The 15,281-nt window shown below is 73.0% G+C and carries 7 protein-coding genes and 2 pseudogenes; 4 read left to right on the top strand and 5 right to left on the bottom strand.

Annotation, left to right across the window (positions count from 1 at the left end; all coding sequences use genetic code 11):
* Positions 1 to 65: 65 nt before the first annotated feature.
* Positions 66 to 650, bottom strand: coding sequence for a dihydrofolate reductase family protein (locus ABZ459_RS44230; protein ID WP_357984488.1), 585 nt, complete (start codon positions 648 to 650; stop codon positions 66 to 68).
* A 183-nt stretch (positions 651 to 833) separates the two neighbouring features.
* On the opposite strand from ABZ459_RS44230, the pseudogene ABZ459_RS44235 reads away from it, so the two are divergent.
* A pseudogene (locus ABZ459_RS44235) lies at positions 834 to 902 on the top strand (hypothetical protein); the annotation flags it as partial.
* 80 nt (positions 903 to 982) lie between these two features.
* Here the strand turns inward: ABZ459_RS44235 and ABZ459_RS44240 are convergent.
* From ABZ459_RS44240 to ABZ459_RS44255, 4 genes and pseudogenes are all read right to left on the bottom strand, one after another.
* A pseudogene (locus ABZ459_RS44240) lies at positions 983 to 1,316 on the bottom strand (sigma factor-like helix-turn-helix DNA-binding protein); the annotation flags it as partial.
* Positions 1,317 to 1,385: 69 nt separating this feature from the next.
* The gene (locus tag ABZ459_RS44245) at positions 1,386 to 4,007 is read right to left on the bottom strand and encodes a PQQ-binding-like beta-propeller repeat protein (protein ID WP_357984490.1); all 2,622 of its coding nucleotides are present in this window, start codon (positions 4,005 to 4,007) and stop codon (positions 1,386 to 1,388) included.
* On the bottom strand, positions 4,001 to 4,864 hold the full coding sequence (locus ABZ459_RS44250; protein ID WP_357984493.1) for a hypothetical protein: 864 nt from the start codon (positions 4,862 to 4,864) through the stop codon (positions 4,001 to 4,003). Before ABZ459_RS44250 ends, ABZ459_RS44245 begins: the two co-directional genes overlap by 7 nt.
* Positions 4,865 to 4,964: 100 nt before the next feature.
* Positions 4,965 to 5,633 carry a hypothetical protein gene (locus ABZ459_RS44255; protein WP_357984621.1) on the bottom strand — a complete coding sequence of 223 codons (669 nt, stop codon included), beginning with the start codon at positions 5,631 to 5,633 and terminating at the stop codon, positions 4,965 to 4,967.
* A 10-nt stretch (positions 5,634 to 5,643) separates the two neighbouring features.
* On the opposite strand from ABZ459_RS44255, the gene ABZ459_RS44260 reads away from it, so the two are divergent.
* From ABZ459_RS44260 to ABZ459_RS44270, 3 genes are all read left to right on the top strand, one after another.
* Positions 5,644 to 8,955: a serine/threonine-protein kinase gene (locus ABZ459_RS44260; RefSeq protein WP_357984496.1), complete on the top strand. Its 3,312-nt coding sequence runs from the start codon at positions 5,644 to 5,646 to the stop codon at positions 8,953 to 8,955.
* A gap of 267 nt (positions 8,956 to 9,222) precedes the next feature.
* The gene (locus ABZ459_RS44265) at positions 9,223 to 14,706 is read left to right on the top strand and encodes a fibronectin type III domain-containing protein (RefSeq protein ID WP_357984499.1); all 5,484 of its coding nucleotides are present in this window, start codon (positions 9,223 to 9,225) and stop codon (positions 14,704 to 14,706) included.
* A 235-nt stretch (positions 14,707 to 14,941) separates the two neighbouring features.
* Positions 14,942 to 15,256: a hypothetical protein gene (locus ABZ459_RS44270; RefSeq protein WP_357984502.1), complete on the top strand. Its 315-nt coding sequence runs from the start codon at positions 14,942 to 14,944 to the stop codon at positions 15,254 to 15,256.
* Positions 15,257 to 15,281: the final 25 nt, after the last annotated feature.

The raw sequence follows: 15,281 nt of genomic DNA on the forward strand, positions 1-15,281 counted from the left end.
GGTCACGGTGAGCATGCCACGAAGGATTGCGGCCTGACCTTACGGGCCGAGCATGTGGCCCGTGGTCATCGCCTCCTCTCGTATCGGGTCAGCAGCACGCCGCCGGGAAATGTCCGCGTCTCGACCAGGTTCAGGTTCACCCAGCTGTCCAGCGCGGTGAAGAACGGCGTGCCGCCGCCCACCAGGACCGGATGGGTGACGATCGCGTACTCGTCGATCAGCCCGGCCCGCATGGCCGTCCCGGCGAGGGTCGCGCCGCCGATGTCCATCGGGCCGCCGTCCTCGGCCCTGAGCCGGGCGATCTCGGCGACCGCGTCGCCGGTGACCAGGCGGGTGTTCCAGTCGACCTTGTCGATCGTCGACGAGAACACCACCTTCGGCATGTCCCGCCAGCGGCGCGCGTACTCGATCTCCGCCGGTGTGGCACCCGGCTGCTTGTCGGCGGTCGGCCAGTGGGAGCTCATCGCCTCCCACAGCCTGCGCCCGTACAGGGCCAGGCCCGTCGCGTCCACCCGGTCGGACCACCACTGGAACAGCTCGCCGCTCGGGGACGAGTCCGGTCCCTCCCCGCCGCTCCAGCCGAGGTCGTCGCCGGGCGCGGCGATGTAGCCGTCCAGGGTCGCGTTCATGGCGAAGATCAGTTTCCGCATTGTGCCTGCCTCCTGTGAGTCGATCTCACACGTACAGACGGGCGCGGCGCGGAAACCTGATCGGTGCGCGATCACACCTGAGCCGGTCGGCTTCCCGAATGGCGTCGCACCCCTGTCACATCGGCTCGTCGTCCGGGCTCATTGGTACGAGTGCAACCACATGAGGAGGACACCATGCAGTTCATGGAAGCCGTCGAGGCCGCCGGCGCCACCGCCTTGCATCATGCGGCGGCAGCAGGCGAGCCGTCGATCGCGCGCCTGCTGGTCGAGCACGGCGCCGATCACACCGCCCGCGAACCCGGGTTCAACGCGCAGCCGGCGGGTTGGGCGCAGCGGCCCACGACGCCGGCGATCTCCTCGAAGGGCATGTCGAACATGTCGTGCAGCACGAACGCCAACCGCTCGGCCGGTGTGAGCTGGTCGAGCACGAGGAGCAGGGCCAGGCCCACCGAGTCGGCCGGCAACGCCTCCTGTTCCGGATCGGGATCCCCGGCCGGGACGACTGTCAGGTCGGGCAGGTGCGTGGCGAACGATTCCTCGCGGCGGCGTCGGCGGGAACGCAGCATGGGCAGGCACTCCCGGGGCGACGACGGTGGTCAGCCATCCGCCGAGGTTGTCGATCTGTTCCGCGTCGGACCGGCTCAGCCGCAGCCAGGCATCCTGAACGCGACGACCGGGAAGTGGCCTTCCGCGCGCTGTTCGCCTGACCGGACGAATCCTGGCATTTGTCCCGGCTCAGCGAGGGCGCAGGGCGTACAGGTTGCCGCCGGCACCCGTGTAGATCAGGCCGTTCGCGGCGACGGAAGCGGTCGCGTACGTTCCGCCGCCGCTGACCAGCGCCCGGTCCGCGCCGGTGGCGGCGTCCAGGGCATGGACGGTGCCGTCGACGGTGCCCGCGTACACGGTGCCCGCGTGCAGGACGAGGCCGGACCTGAGTGGCGCGCCCGTCGGGGTGCGCCACAACACCGTTCCCGAGGCGGCGTCCAGGGCGTGGACCGCGCCGTCGGGGGCCTCCACGTAGACGCGGCGCCGGTCGGCGGCCGGGGTCGTGCCCGCGAGGCCGACGCCGGTCGGGAAGATCCAGCGCCGCCTGCCGGTACGGGCGTCGAGCGCGTGCAGGACGCCGTCCGTGCCGCGCACGTAGACGGCGTCGCCGTCGGGCAGCGGGGCGGTGAGCGGGGCGGCGCCGAGCGGGACGTTCCATCGTTCCTCGCCGGTGGCGGCGTCCAGGGCGTGGAGGCGTTCGCCGGCGCCACCCAGGTAGACGACCTTTCCGGCCGGGGCGACCACCGTGTTCTCCCCCGTCTCCACGTGCCATCGCGGGCGTCCGGTGGCGGCGTCCAGCGCGTGGCCGGCGACGTAGACCAGGCCGTCCGCCGCGACGGGAGCGTCGGCTCCGCCGGCGTAGGGTGAGCGCCACAGTTCCCGGCCGGAGGCCGCGTCGAGGGCGACGGTACGGGACCAGTCGCGGTAGAAGACTCGGCCCTCCGCCACGGTGAAGTCCAGCAGGTGCCTCAACCGCCGGTGCCAGCGCGGCCGGCCCGTACTAGCGTCCAAGGCGTAGAGGTTGGCCCCGTCCGCGACGTGCACCAGGCCGCCGGCGACCACGAGCGCACGGCCCAAGGACCCGCCGGGCGCCCGGCTCCACCGCAGGCGGCCGGAGGCGGCGTCCACGGCGTAGACCTGGCTGCCGTCGGCGGTGTACACGATGCCGCCGCGGACCACGGGGTCGGTCACCACGAGTGCGTCGGCGGGGAAGCTCCAGCGCACCTGCGGCAGCGCGGCGGGCGCGCGCCGGGGCAGCCGGTAGCGGGCCAGCAGCTTGTCGCGTACCTGCGGGGCGACGGCGTGGAGCGTCTGCTGCGAGGAGGCGGTGAGGCGGACGATGACCGGGCCCACGTTCACGACGGCCTCGGGCGCGCTGCCGGTGCCGGTGGCGGTGGACCGGAGGAAGACGAGCAGGTACGGATCCTCCGTCACCGGATCGTGGAACCATTCCCGCTTGATGAAGGTGGTCTCGACGCCGTACAGGCGGTGCGCGTCGGCGGAGACCCAGTCCACCGACAAGGAGACGACGGGCTCGTCGTCCGTCGGCGGTACCCGGTCGCACTGGACGGGCTTCGGCAGTGCCCGCCCGAACAGGGCCTGGGTGGCCGGCCTGGTGATGTAGCCGCCCCCGGGAGGGCGGGGCAGCAGGTCGCATGCGTCCGGCCAGGCGTCCGCCGCGACCCCGCCGAGCAGCTCGCGCCCGTCCGGCACCCCGTAGCCGAGGGTGTAGGCGGCGACGGTGCCGGCGGCGGGCCGCACGAAGGCCAGGCCGGGGGCCGTCCCCACGAGGACGGTGCCGGTGGCGGGCGCGGAGATCGGTAGCGCGCGCAGGCGCCCGGTGACGGTGTCGAGCGAGGTCAGGAAGGCCGGCAGCGGCCACTTGGCCGGGCCCGCCCACAGCACGCCGCCGTGGTCGATCCTGGGGACGCCGCCGGCGAACAGCGGCTCGCTCCACCGGCCGCCCCGCCCGGGACTCAGCGCCTCCTCCGCGCTGGACAGGCGGCGGCCGTCGGGCGCGTAGAAGGCCGGGGTGTCGCCGCTCGTGACCTGGGCGTATCCGTCGCCGCTCATCGTGATGCCGAACGAGGGCGGCCGCGCGTCCGAGAGCCGGAGCGCAGGCGAGGGCAGCGTACGCGTCCAGCCGGTACGCAGCGTGGCGGGGTCTGCGGCGGCGAGGCGTACCCGGTCGCCCGCGCAGTGGTCGAGCAGCAAGATCGAGCGGGCGCCGGCGGCGGCCGTCAGGTGGCAGTGCCGCTCGTGCACGGTTCTGGCCGCGACGGTGCCCTTGCGCAGGTCCAGGGAGAGGAGGGCGAGGGGTTCCGACTCCCGTTCGGCGAGCACGAGACCGCGCTCGGTCACCATGATCCGCGGCCCCTGGTAACGCCCGGCGCCCGCCTCGACGTCCTGCCGGGACAGGGTGATCCGGCGCCGCCACAACAGCGCGCCCGTGCCCGCGTCGTACGCCTGGAGCCGCTGGTCGCCGCCTCGCGGACCCGCGGTGAGCACGACGACCGTGCCGGCCGCGACCCACGTCCCGGCGATGGGGGCGGCGAAGCCGGACAGGGTGTGGACGAGCCTGCCGGTGCGGGCCTCGTGCACGCGTACCGTGTTGCCGGCCGTCGCCATGGCCAGGGCCTGCGCGGACGCACCGTGCAGCGGGACGTTGAGTTCCCAGTTCCAGTACTCGCCGTCGGCGGGCGCCGTCCACGCCAGACGCCACCGGACCGGCGCGAGTGTGTCGCCGGCCGCGCCGGCGGCCGTGCCCATCAGCAACAGCGCCGCCAGCACCGCGGCGGCGGCCCTCAGCACTTGTCCGCCGTGGTGCAGGCATGGCCGGGAGGCATCGGCGTCCAGCCACCGTTGCTCGCCTTGCGGTACGCCTTGCGGTAGGAGCCGGCCCGGCCCGTCAGCCGGAACGGCCCGCCGCCGGGCCCCTTGATGACGATCTGCTCCGACTGCTCCCCTGCCAGCACCGTTGCCACGAGGTCGAACTCGTAGTACGCGTCCTCGCCGACGACCGACAGGCTGAGCGTGACCCGTTCGCCCCGTTGGAGGTCGATCTGCTTCTTCCGGAAATACGGGACGTCCGGCTCCTTCTTCATGGCGAAGCGAAGGGGACGCCGATCGAGGTCGGCGACCAGCTCGACCGTGCCGGTCTCGCCCGCGGTCTCCTCGACCAGGTAGACGGCGTCCGAACGCGGCGCACGCAGGAGGATCCGCGGCTCGATGTCGATGACGCGCACGCTGCTGCGGTTGCCGACCAGGACGACGGTGGCGGTCAGGTCGTCGATCGTGGCGATGTGGTGGCGGGACAACATGGCGGCCAGGTCGGCGTCGTTCACGGCCTTGCCCAGCAGGGTCGCCCGGTCCTGGGGGTCGGTCAGCGGCTCCCTGAGGGCGAGGTCACGCTCGCCGTACTCGACCTCCACGTGACCGACCGTGAGCGGGGGCTCGCCGCCGATGCGGTCGAGGGTGTCGGAACCGCGCGCGGTGTACCAGGCGGTGAACACCACGCCGATCGCCGCGATGAGCCCGGCGCTGACGATCCCGGCGATCCAGGTGCGGGCGGCCTTCCAGCCGTTGCCCTCACCCTTGCCGTCGGAGCCGCCGTCGAGGCCGCCGTCGGGATTGTCATCGCGTTTCCGACTCCGGCGCGCTTTGGCCATGAATGTCCCCCGGGAGGTGCGGACAGTGACCGTGCGCTACCGAGTATGCCCCGCCCGTCGATGGCTCGCCGGGGTTTGACGGACACGTCGAGGAGCAGGGTCAGAGGCGGATGCCCTTGATGATCCCCGCCAACCCCGGCACGAGAGGCGGGCTGGCCATCACGGTGACGACGACTCCCGCGCGCTCGACCCAGCCCGTGTACACACCGGCCCCCAAAGCGCCGTCACCCTCCTGGCGGAGCACCTGGCGATCGCCGATCTTCGTGGTGGTCGTGTCGCCGGAGAAGGTCCCGACGTCGAACGGCGCGTTCTTGAGCTGCGCCAACGAGGTCGCCTTCGGCCAGCACACCACCCTGACCCACAGCGCCCGGTGCCGGCGGCTCACGTCGTCGCGGTCGTCCGACCACTGGTAGCCGTACTCGACGATGCCGTCGTGCTTGTTGACGACGACCTGCCCATACGTGAAGCCCTTCGGGATCCGGCCGACGCGGACCCCCTTGATCGCCGCCGCGCCTCTCGCGGGCTTGTCGACCTTGCCGGCTGACGAGCGCCGCACCTCTGCCTTGGAGGGGACGGGACAACTCGGACGCTCCGCCGCCTGCGCGGGGACGGCCACGAGAGCTGCGGCAACGGGGAGCACAGCCAGGACGGCAAGCTTCTGAATCTTGTTCATGTCAGGGTTGGATGCGTCCGGATCAAGAAGGGTTCGACATTTTTCATGATGCGTAAATCGGCATTTCGGCCGGAACTTCATCCGTGATGGGCGCATCAAACCCACCGTGTTGATCGAAGGAGACCCTCAGCGGCTCGGTCGTTACTGGCTGGCCGGACGGCTCGGCGCCGGCGGCCAGGGCGTGGTGTACGAGGCCTACGCCGAGGACGGCCGCCGGGTGGCGATCAAGGTGCTGCACGGCGATCAGGTGGCCCAGCTCGGCCGGGAGGCGGCGGCCGCCCAGCGGGTGGCCTCGTTCTGCACCGCGCCGATCATCGAGGCCAGGCTGGAGGGCCCGCGCCCCTACATCGTCAGCGAGTACGTGGAGGGCCCGAGCCTGCGCACGGCGGGCAGGACCTTCGCGGGCGACGACCTGCACCGCCTGGCCACCGGCATCGCGACGGCGCTGACCGCCATCCACGACGCCGGGGTGATCCACCGCGACCTCAAGCCCGACAACGTGCTGCTGGGCCCGGACGGTCCCCGCGTGATCGACTTCGGCATCGCCAGGACCGCCGAGATGTCGCTCACCGCGACCGGCGTGGTGAGCGGCACGCCCACCTACATGGCCCCCGAGGTGTTCATCGGCCAGCGGGCGGACGCCTCGGCGGACGTGTTCGCCTGGGGAGCCGTCGTCGTCTTCGCCGCCACCGGCCGTGATCCGTTCCACGCCGAGAACCTGGGCAGCGTCATGCACCAGGTGTTGTCCGCCACCCCCGACCTGTCCGCGCTGCCCGGGACGCTGCGCCGGCTGGTCTCCTCGGCGCTGGCCAAGGAGCCGGCCCAGCGGCCGACCGCCCGCGAGCTGCTGCTGGCGCTGGTCAGCGGCGACGGCGACCTCGACACCGCCCGCCTGCTCGCCCAGGGCGGCCACCGGGCCGCCGGGATCGGCGCGCAGGGGCACGATCCCGCGCTCGGCATGCTGGCCGAGCAGGCGTACACGATGCTCGATCCGGCCGAGCGCGAGCTGGTCCCCGAGGTGTTCCTGCGCCTGGTGACGGTGGACGAGGCGGGCGAGCTGTCGGCCCGGCACGCCGAGCTGGCCGAGTTCGTCGAGGGGCGGGCGCCGCACGAGGTGGCCGCCGTGCGGCGGATCCTCGCCGTGTTCGGCTACCTCCTGGCCAGGCAGGACAGCGGCGTACGGCTGGCCAGGCCGGCGCTGCCCCACGCCTGGCCGCGGTACCGCCGGTGGATCGAGACCAACCGCGACGGCCTGGCCGTACACCGGCAGATCCTCGCCGCCGCGCGACGCTGGGAGGTGGCGGGACGCCGGGACGGCGACCTGTTCCAGGGCAGCAGCCTGGAGAACGCGTTGGAGTGGGCGGCCACCGCCCGCCGCGACATCACCCTGTCGCCCGTCGAACGCGATTTCCTGTCCGCGGCGGCCGGTCTGGCCAGGCACAGGGCCAAGCGGGCCCGGCTGACCTCGCTGAGCCTGGGCGGGCTGCTGGTGATCGCGCTGGTGGCCGGCGGGCTGGCCGTTCAGCAGAGCGCGGTGGCCGACGACCGGGCCGAGCAGATCGCCGGGCAGCTGACCAGGTCGGAGGCGGCCAGGCTGGCGGGGATGGCGACCGCGACGCGCGGGAGCGACCCGCGTCGGGCGATGCTGGCGAGCCTGGCGGCCTGGCGGCTGGACCGCACGCCGGCCACCAGGGCGGCCCTGGTGGCCTCGCTGGCACAACGCGAGACGGCGATGTTCCGCGACCCGTCGACCGCGGGCGACACGGTAAGGGCGCTCGGCGCCGACGGCCGCACCCTGATCAGCGCCGATTCCACCGCGACGCACGTGTGGGACGTGCGGAACGGCCGGCTCCTGCGGACGCTCGGCACCCGGCCGGCCGAGCCGCTGGACAGCGTGACGCTGAGCCCGTCGGGCAAGGTGCTGGTGACCGTGACGGCCAGGCACGCCACCGCGGTGGACCTCGTCAGCGGCAGGCCGATCAGCGACCACGCCTTCCCCACCGCCAAGGACTTCACGAACGAGTGGGTCGACGTGGTGTTCGAACGGGACGACTCCGTCCTGCTCGAGGAGGCTGACCGGCGTACCCGCTGGGACCTGCGGACCGGCGCCGCCCAGGCGCTCGGGCCCGCCCCCGCGGGCACGTTCAGCCGCGACGGGGTCTGGCGGGCCGCACGGCGCGGTCGCCTGCTGGAGCTGACCAACCTGAGGAGCGGGGCGAAGGACTTCATCGGCGACAAGGACGGCGCCGGCACCCAGGGCGCCTGGAACGGCGGCGCGGCCGTGTTCGGCGCCCGCCTCATCGCGACGGTGACCTCGCGGTCCATCCAGTTCTGGCGCAGGTCGGACACACAACTGCTCACCACGGTCCAGGTGCGCGGGGACGATGAGGCGACGCAGGGGGCCTTCGACGGAAGCACGTTCCGCTACCTGCTGGGCGACCAGGTCTTCTCGGTGGACGTGGCCGACCTGAGCACCGAGAACGACGATCACGTTGTGAGCACGGCGGCCTTGAGCGGCGACGGACGGCTCGTGGTCCGCGACGGCGAGCTGTCGGCCGTCGGCGGGAGAAATGTCGGCGGGAGGAACGTCGGCGCGTTGAAGGCGGCGGAGAACGCGGTGTTCAGCCCGGACTCCCGTTTCGTCGCCACGTTCGGGCCCGGGGTGCGGATCGTGGACACCGCCTCGGCCGCCGTCCAGGGCACGCTGCGCACGTCGGCCGTGCAGGCGGCCTTCTCTCCCGACGGCGCCAGGCTGGCCGTGGTCACCGAGAAGGGCGGGGTCGAGCTGTGGGACCGGCAGACCAGGCGGCGCGTGTGGTCGGCTGAGGCGGGCGCGGCGACGTACGCGGCCTTCTCCTCCGACGGGCGGACGCTGGTGGTGGCGGGCGACCGCCTGCACCTGCTGGAGACGGCCGGCGGCAAGGCGTTGGGGCCGGCGTTCGGCGGCGGCGGCAGGAACGCCGAGGGGGTGCGCGCGTATTTCACCCGTTCCGGCAAGGCGGTCGTGGTGCTCGACGCGCGGCGCCGGATGACGGTCTGGGACGTGGCCACGCGCCGCAGGCTCGCCACCGCCCGCGGGTTCGGCGACCCCGCCGCCTACTCGCCGCGCGAGGACCTGATCGCCACCCTCCAGCTGGGCGGCCGGGTGCGGCTCGTCGACGTGATGTCGGGCACGGATCTGGGCGCGCTGCTCGACCAGGGCGGCGGGCAGGACCCGGAGATCGGGCAGCCGCTCGACGTGGCCTTCACCGGCGACGGGTCGGCGGTGCTGACCGTGGACGGCAACGGCGTCGTCAGGCGGCACGCCGTGGGCGGGGAGGCGCTGGCGGCGGCGGTGTGCGCGAAGGCGGGCGGGCTGAGCGCGGCCCAGTGGCGGGCGATCGTACCCACACTGCCGTACAGAAAGGCGTGTCCCTAGCGGCTTCCGGCCGGTCGGCGTCGAGTCCGCCTGCCCGGCAGGCGGCTCCGCCGTCCCTGGTCAGCTGCACCTCCAGCCGGACGCCACGCCCGCGAAGGCTGACGGCGGCTACCGCCGAAGTTGCAGTCGGACGAGCCGCCGTACGGCGGTTGATAGACGAAAAATCTCTATTTTTCGCCGTATTTCACGAGCTCAGGGCCCTTGGTAGCGTCAGCCGCGCAACGCGGAGTGATCCATAGCCAGGAGGCCGGTGTGGTCATGCGATGGTTGTCAGCACTCATCCTGGTCTTCTCCGGGATCCTCGTGGTGACGGGGGCGGCCCCGGCCGCCGCCGCGTCGGTTCAGCCGGGACCGGGCCAGTTCTACGGCGTCCGGATCCGGGTGCTGAGCAACGTGTCGATCGCGGCGGGGGCCACCACGACGGTCAAGGTGGCGGGGGTGGGCGCGGTGCCCGCGAGCGGGGTCGCGAGCGTCGCGGTGAACTTCGCGGCCAAGGGCGCGAGCGCGGCGGGCGGCCTCGTCGTCTTCCCCTCCGACCTGGCCGCGGCGCCCGCGGTGACGGGCACCCGCTACCGGTCCGGCGTGTGGGACGACCAGCTCGTGACGGTCAAGCTCGGCCCGGACGGCGCGCTCAAGGTCAAGAACACCGGCACGGCCGCCGTCAACGTCTACGCCGACGTGCACGGGTACTTCACCGCCACGGCCGCCGCGACGGCGGGAGCCCGGTACGTGCCGCTGAACACCGGCCGGGTCATCGGCAACCAGAGCGTCGCGGCCAACTCGACCGCCACGTTCGCGGTGGCGGGGGTGGGCGGCGTGCCGGCCTCCGGGGTGGCGTACGTGGCGCTGACGTTCGCGGTGAAGAGCACCGGGTCCGGCAAGATGATCGCCTACCCGTCCGGCGGCACGCTGCCCGTCGGGTCGAACATCGACTACCGGCCCTCCTACTTCCAGTCGAACCTGGTCATCGCCGCCCTCGGGGCGGACGGCAAGATCGCCGTCAACAACAACGGGGCCGCCGCGCTGACGGTGTACGCCGACGTGGCGGGCTACTTCGCGACGCCCGCCGCCGCGGTCGCCTCCTCGATCTTGGCGCCCGTCGCCCCGTCACGGACCCTCACCTCCGTGACGGTGGCGGCGGGCGCCTCGTACACGGTCGCCCCGCTGGGCAAGGGCGGTGTGCCGGCCTCCGGGGTGAGCGCGGTCGGCGTGAACATCACCGCCAAGGGCACGGTGAACGGCCTGCTGCGCGTCCACCCCACGGGCCAGGCGAGCATCCCGGGCGGCGGCTCGATCGCGTACCAGCCGAACGACTTCTGGTCGAGCCTGGTGCCGGTCAAGGTGGGCACCGGCGGCACGTTCGTGATCCTGAACACCGGCACCGCGAGCGTCAGCGTGACCGTCGACACCTTCGACTACTACGGATCTGCGTCCGTGCCGTCCGCCCCGGCCGGTGTGAGCGCGACGGCGGGCGACACGTCGGCGACCGTCTCCTGGCAGCGTCCCGCCGACGGCGGCGCGCCGATCACCGGGTACACGGTCACCTCCAGCCCCGGTGGCAGGACCGCGACGGTCTCCGGCGACCTGTTGAAGGCCACGGTCACCGGCCTGACCAACGGCACGGCGTACACGTTCACCGTGACCGCCGCCAACGCGGTGGGCAGTTCGGCGAGGTCGGCCGCGTCCGCGCCGGTGACGCCGGCCGGGGCGGTCACCCGTCCCTCGCCGCCGCTCGGGGTGTCCGCGACGCCGGGCGACCGTACGGCGAAGGTCACCTGGCGCGCGCCCGCCTCCGACGGCGGCTCGGCGATCACCGGGTACGTCGTGACGGCCGCCCCCGGCGGCGCGACCGCGTCCGTCGCCGGCGACCAGTTACAGGCCACGGTCACCGGACTGACCAACGGCACCGCGTACACCTTCACCGTCACGGCGGCCAACGCGAGCGGGGTCTCCGACGCCTCCGCGCCCGGCGACCCGGTCACGCCGGGCGTCGCGGGCAGGCCCGGCCGCCCGTTCGTCACCGGCGTGTACGGCAGGGACGGCGCGGTACGCGTCACCTGGGCCCCGCCCGAGACCGGCGCCGCAAGCGTGACCGGCTACGTCGTGACGGCCTCCCCCGGCGGCGCCACCGTGAACACGACGGCCACGGAGGCCACGGTCACCGGCCTGACCAACGGCACCGACTACTCCTTCACCGTCACCGCGGTCGGCGCGGCGGGCGCGGGAGACCCGTCGCCGCCCTCGGACGCGGCGCGCCCGGCGCCCGCCGAGGTGCCCATGTCCCCGCCCGCGCTGCTGGTGACCCCCCTCGACCAGCGCGTGGACGTGCAGTGGGCGCCCGCGGTGGACGGCGGCTCGGCGATCATCGGGTACACGGTGACCGTCCAGCCCGGCGGCCGGAGCGTCGACACGCCGCCCGACACGACGGTCACCTCGGTGACCGGGCTGGCCAACGGCACCGCGTACACGGTCTCGGTCGTCGCCAGGAACGCGGTGGGCGCGAGCGCCCCGAGCACCGCGGCGGCGGTCACCCCGGCGGCGAGCCGGCCGCCCGGCGCGCCGACGCACCTGCGGGCCGGGCTTCCGGCCTCCGGCAGCGTCCAGGTCACCTGGGACGCGCCCGCCGACGTCGGCACCGGCCCCGTCACCGGCTACACGGTGACGGCCAGCCCCGGCGGCAGGACCGCGACGGTCACCGCCACCACCGCCACGATCTCGGGGCTCGACCCGGCCACGGCCTACACCTTCACCGTGCGCGCCACCAACGCCGCGGGCACCGGCACGGCCAGTGCCCCGACCGAGGCGATCACCCCGAAGCTCACGGTCAAGAGCGAGCCGCGGGTGTTGTCCCCGCAGGCGGCGGCCACGCTGCGGGCCGTACGGGGGCGGGCCCTGGAGTTCGAGAACCCGCCGGCTGAGGTCACCGGGCTCACCGCGGGCACGCTGCTGGTCATCGGCCAGACCGCACGCACCCCGGAGGGGTTCTTCGGCAAGGTGTCCGGCACCGCGCTGCAGAACGGGCGGTTCGTCGTCTCGACCACGGCCGCCTCGCTGAGCGACGCCTTCACCGACGCCAACTTCGCCACCGACGGCCGCGTGGACACCGGCGACCAGGTGGAGTTCGTGCCGTCGGTGCCGGGGGCGCGGCTGGTCAAACCCGTCGAGAACACCCGTGACCGGGCGGCCGGGCCGCGGATCGGCCTGCGGGACGGGAACCTGGTCATCGAGTTCGAGGAGTCGTTCGAGCAGAAGGGCCGCTCGATCACGAAGGTCGAGGGCTGGGCGGTGATCGACCAGGACACCAAGATGGGCGCCAGCACCGACTCCGCCGGCCGGGGCGTGGACATCAGCAACACCACGAAGATCAGCTCCGAGGTGCGGGTGAAGCAGGGCCTCGGGTTCGCCTTCGACAAGCGGGTGCACCTCGGGCACGTCAACGGGCCGTGCTTCTCGTTCATGGTGGGCAAGGTGCCGGTCGTGGTGTGCGTGCGCTTCTCGGTCGCGCTGTCGGTCGAGGCGTCCGCGTCGGTCGGGCTGAGCTTCGCCGTCCACTGGGACAAGCAGTTCGGCACGCGCTGCCACACCGGCAAGAGCGGCACGTCCTGCACCCCGAACGACGGCGGCCCGGGTTTCTACAGCGACGGCGGCGTCGGGGCCTACGGCGACGGCACGGTCACCGCCGCCATCTCCACCGACATCGAGCTCCTGCTGTACGGCCTGGCCGGCCCCGCCCTGGTGGTGGACGTGCCGGGCGTGCAGCTCAAGGCCGACACCACGCAGAACCCCTGGTGGGAACTGCGGGTGCTGGCCCGGCTCGGGGCCGCCATCGACCTGGGCGCGATCGGCAAGGACTACTCGGTCTGGCGCAAGGACGACATCATCAGCACGTTCTGGACGGTCACCCACGCCGCGGGCGCGTTCCAGGGCATCAAGGTCACCCCCCAGCTCGGCGGGGTGGGACCGGGCCAGAACTACCAGTTCAAGGTCACCGTCTCCGGCTATCCCGACGACGTCGTCACCCGGTGGAAGCTGATCAGCGGCCCCGGCACGCTCACCGCGGACGGCCTGTACAACTCCTCTCAGGAGGGCATGGCCGAGGTCGAGGTGACCAGCCCCGCGACCGGCGGGCACCCGCAGTTGCAGGCCCGCGGCGGAGTCGAGGTCGGCACGAAGTACGGCACACCCGGCCCGCCCAAGCTCGACACCTACACCGCGCCGACGCTGCGCGGGGCCACCGTGAGCTGGTCGCCGCCGGCCGACACCGGCATGAGCGACATCTCCGGCTACGTGGTGACCGCGACGGCCGAGGACGGCAGCCAGACCGCGCGTGCGTACGCCTATGGCGGCGACGCGACGCACCAGCTCGTCCAGGGGCTCACGCCCGGGGTGACGTACAGCGTCACCGTGATCGCGCAGAACGCCCAGGGCAGCGGCGAGCCGTCCGCGCCGCTGAAGCTGACGCCGACGGACGTGATCTTCTTCGGCCCGCCCTCCACGCTCGGCGCGGACCTCGCGGGCAGCACCGAGACGCAGGGCCGGCCCGACTCCTCAGGCACGGCCGGCGGCGCCACCGGCGCCGCGGCCTCCGGCGACGGCCGCTACATCTTCTTCATGACCAAGGCCCGCAGCAACCTCATGCCGGACGACCGGCGCGCGCCCTCCAGCACCGCGCCGTTCATCCTGCGCAAGGACACGCAGGGCGGCACGCAGGTCGTGTCGATGGGCGCCGACGGCGTCACCCCGGTCACCGGATTCGTCGGCGGCCCGCTGGCCAGCCGGGACGGCAACGTGGTCGCCTTCACCTCGCTGGAGTGGACCGGCGTGCTGACCCCGAGGTCGGTCGTGCACGACGTCTCCGCCAGGACCTCCTGGACGCTGGAGGAGTACGGCTACGTCTCCGCCGTCAGCGACGACGGGCACGCGGTCGTCTACTGGAAGAAGCTCGACGTGCACTCGGGCTCCTCCCGGTGGAACCTCTACCGGCAGGTCAAGGGCGGCGCGGCGCGGAAGCTGACCTCGTGCGACTCCCAGACCGACGGCGACTGCCCGACCTCGACGGGCGAGGGCATCCTGTCCGGCGACGGCAACCGGGTGACCTGGTCCACCTACGACGCCACCGCCCAGAAGTACCGCACCTGGCTGTACGACGCCGCCGCCGGCGGCACGACGGAGATCTTCCCGGGCACCGACGTCGGCGACCCGATCATCTCCGGCGACGGGCAGGTGGTGGCCCTGCGGTTCACCGCGCATCCGTCCCAGACCTCGTGCCTGATGGTCGCCAGGATCGGCGGCGCCACGCCGGGCGCGGGCAACTGCCTGGTCCCCGAGGACGTCAACGGTCACGGCAAGGCGCTGTTCCTCAGCCAGAAGGGCACCGCGCTGGCCTACGAGTACACCGACGACGACTCGGTGCGCAGCCTGCGCAGCTACCGGGGCGGCGCCACCCACCTGGCGGGCGGCGCGCCGGGGCAGTCGTGGCCGGTGACGGCGTTCATCACCGACGACGACCAGCGCCTGATCTACACCCTCGGCTACGACGGCGGCACGGCCACGGCCGGCACCGTCGTCGCCCACGAGGTGCCGGGCGTGTGGTGGGACTTCACCACGGGCGCGATGCCCGGTGGCGCCCCGGCGCCCGCCCGGCGCGCGCCGGACCGCGATCTGCGGGTACGCATGCCGGACAAGCCGGTCACGCTCGCCTCGACGCGGCCACATCCGAACGCTTCCTCCTCCCGCGAACAGGGCGATTGAGTGGGTGACCGGGCCTTGGCATCGAGGCCCGGTCAGCGCCACGGCTCCGCGGAGGCCGACTGATCTTTCGTCCGCGCCTGGACGCGTCCGGCCCAGGTCGTCCGCAGCCCTGTTGGACACCAGCACCACGTGGCTTTGCTGATTCTCAAGGCGGTGCCGGCCACACACCTCGGCGGCTCCCCGACACGACTGACGGTCATCCGGACCTGAGGTCCTCCACAGAACAGGAAGCAACATGCGTGCTCAGACGAAGACTGCCGCCCTCGGTTTCGCGCTCGCCCTCGGCCTCGGCCTCGCCGCTCTCACCTCGCCGGCCGTCGCGCAGTCGACCGGCATGCGGCCCACTGCACTCGCGGACGACACGTGCGGCCACTACACCAAGGGCTCGACGGAGTACTACCGCAACTGCAAGGAGACCAGCGAAAAGATCTGGGTCACCTACCGGAGGTCCTCCGACAACCAGCATTTCTGTGTCCCGGCGGGGAAGCAGGTGGAACTCGGCTACTACCTGAACGTCTACGGCGTCTATCACGACAGCTGGGGCTGCTGACGTTCGGGCCGCGCGGGCCGGCGGG

The sequence above is a fragment of the Nonomuraea sp. NPDC005692 genome (genome assembly GCF_040631115.1).
GTDB lineage: Bacteria > Actinomycetota > Actinomycetes > Streptosporangiales > Streptosporangiaceae > Nonomuraea.

Bases quoted from the DNA above. Each gene is read 5' to 3' on its own strand.
- ABZ459_RS44255 (WP_357984621.1), bottom strand. From the start codon at position 5,633: ATGCGCCCATCACGGATGAAGTTCCGGCCGAAATGCCGATTTACGCAT.
- ABZ459_RS44270 (WP_357984502.1), top strand. From the start codon at position 14,942: ATGCGTGCTCAGACGAAGACTGCCGCCCTCGGTTTCGCGCTCGCCCTC.
- ABZ459_RS44250 (WP_357984493.1), bottom strand. From the start codon at position 4,864: ATGGCCAAAGCGCGCCGGAGTCGGAAACGCGATGACAATCCCGACGGC.
- ABZ459_RS44230 (WP_357984488.1), bottom strand. From the start codon at position 650: ATGCGGAAACTGATCTTCGCCATGAACGCGACCCTGGACGGCTACATC.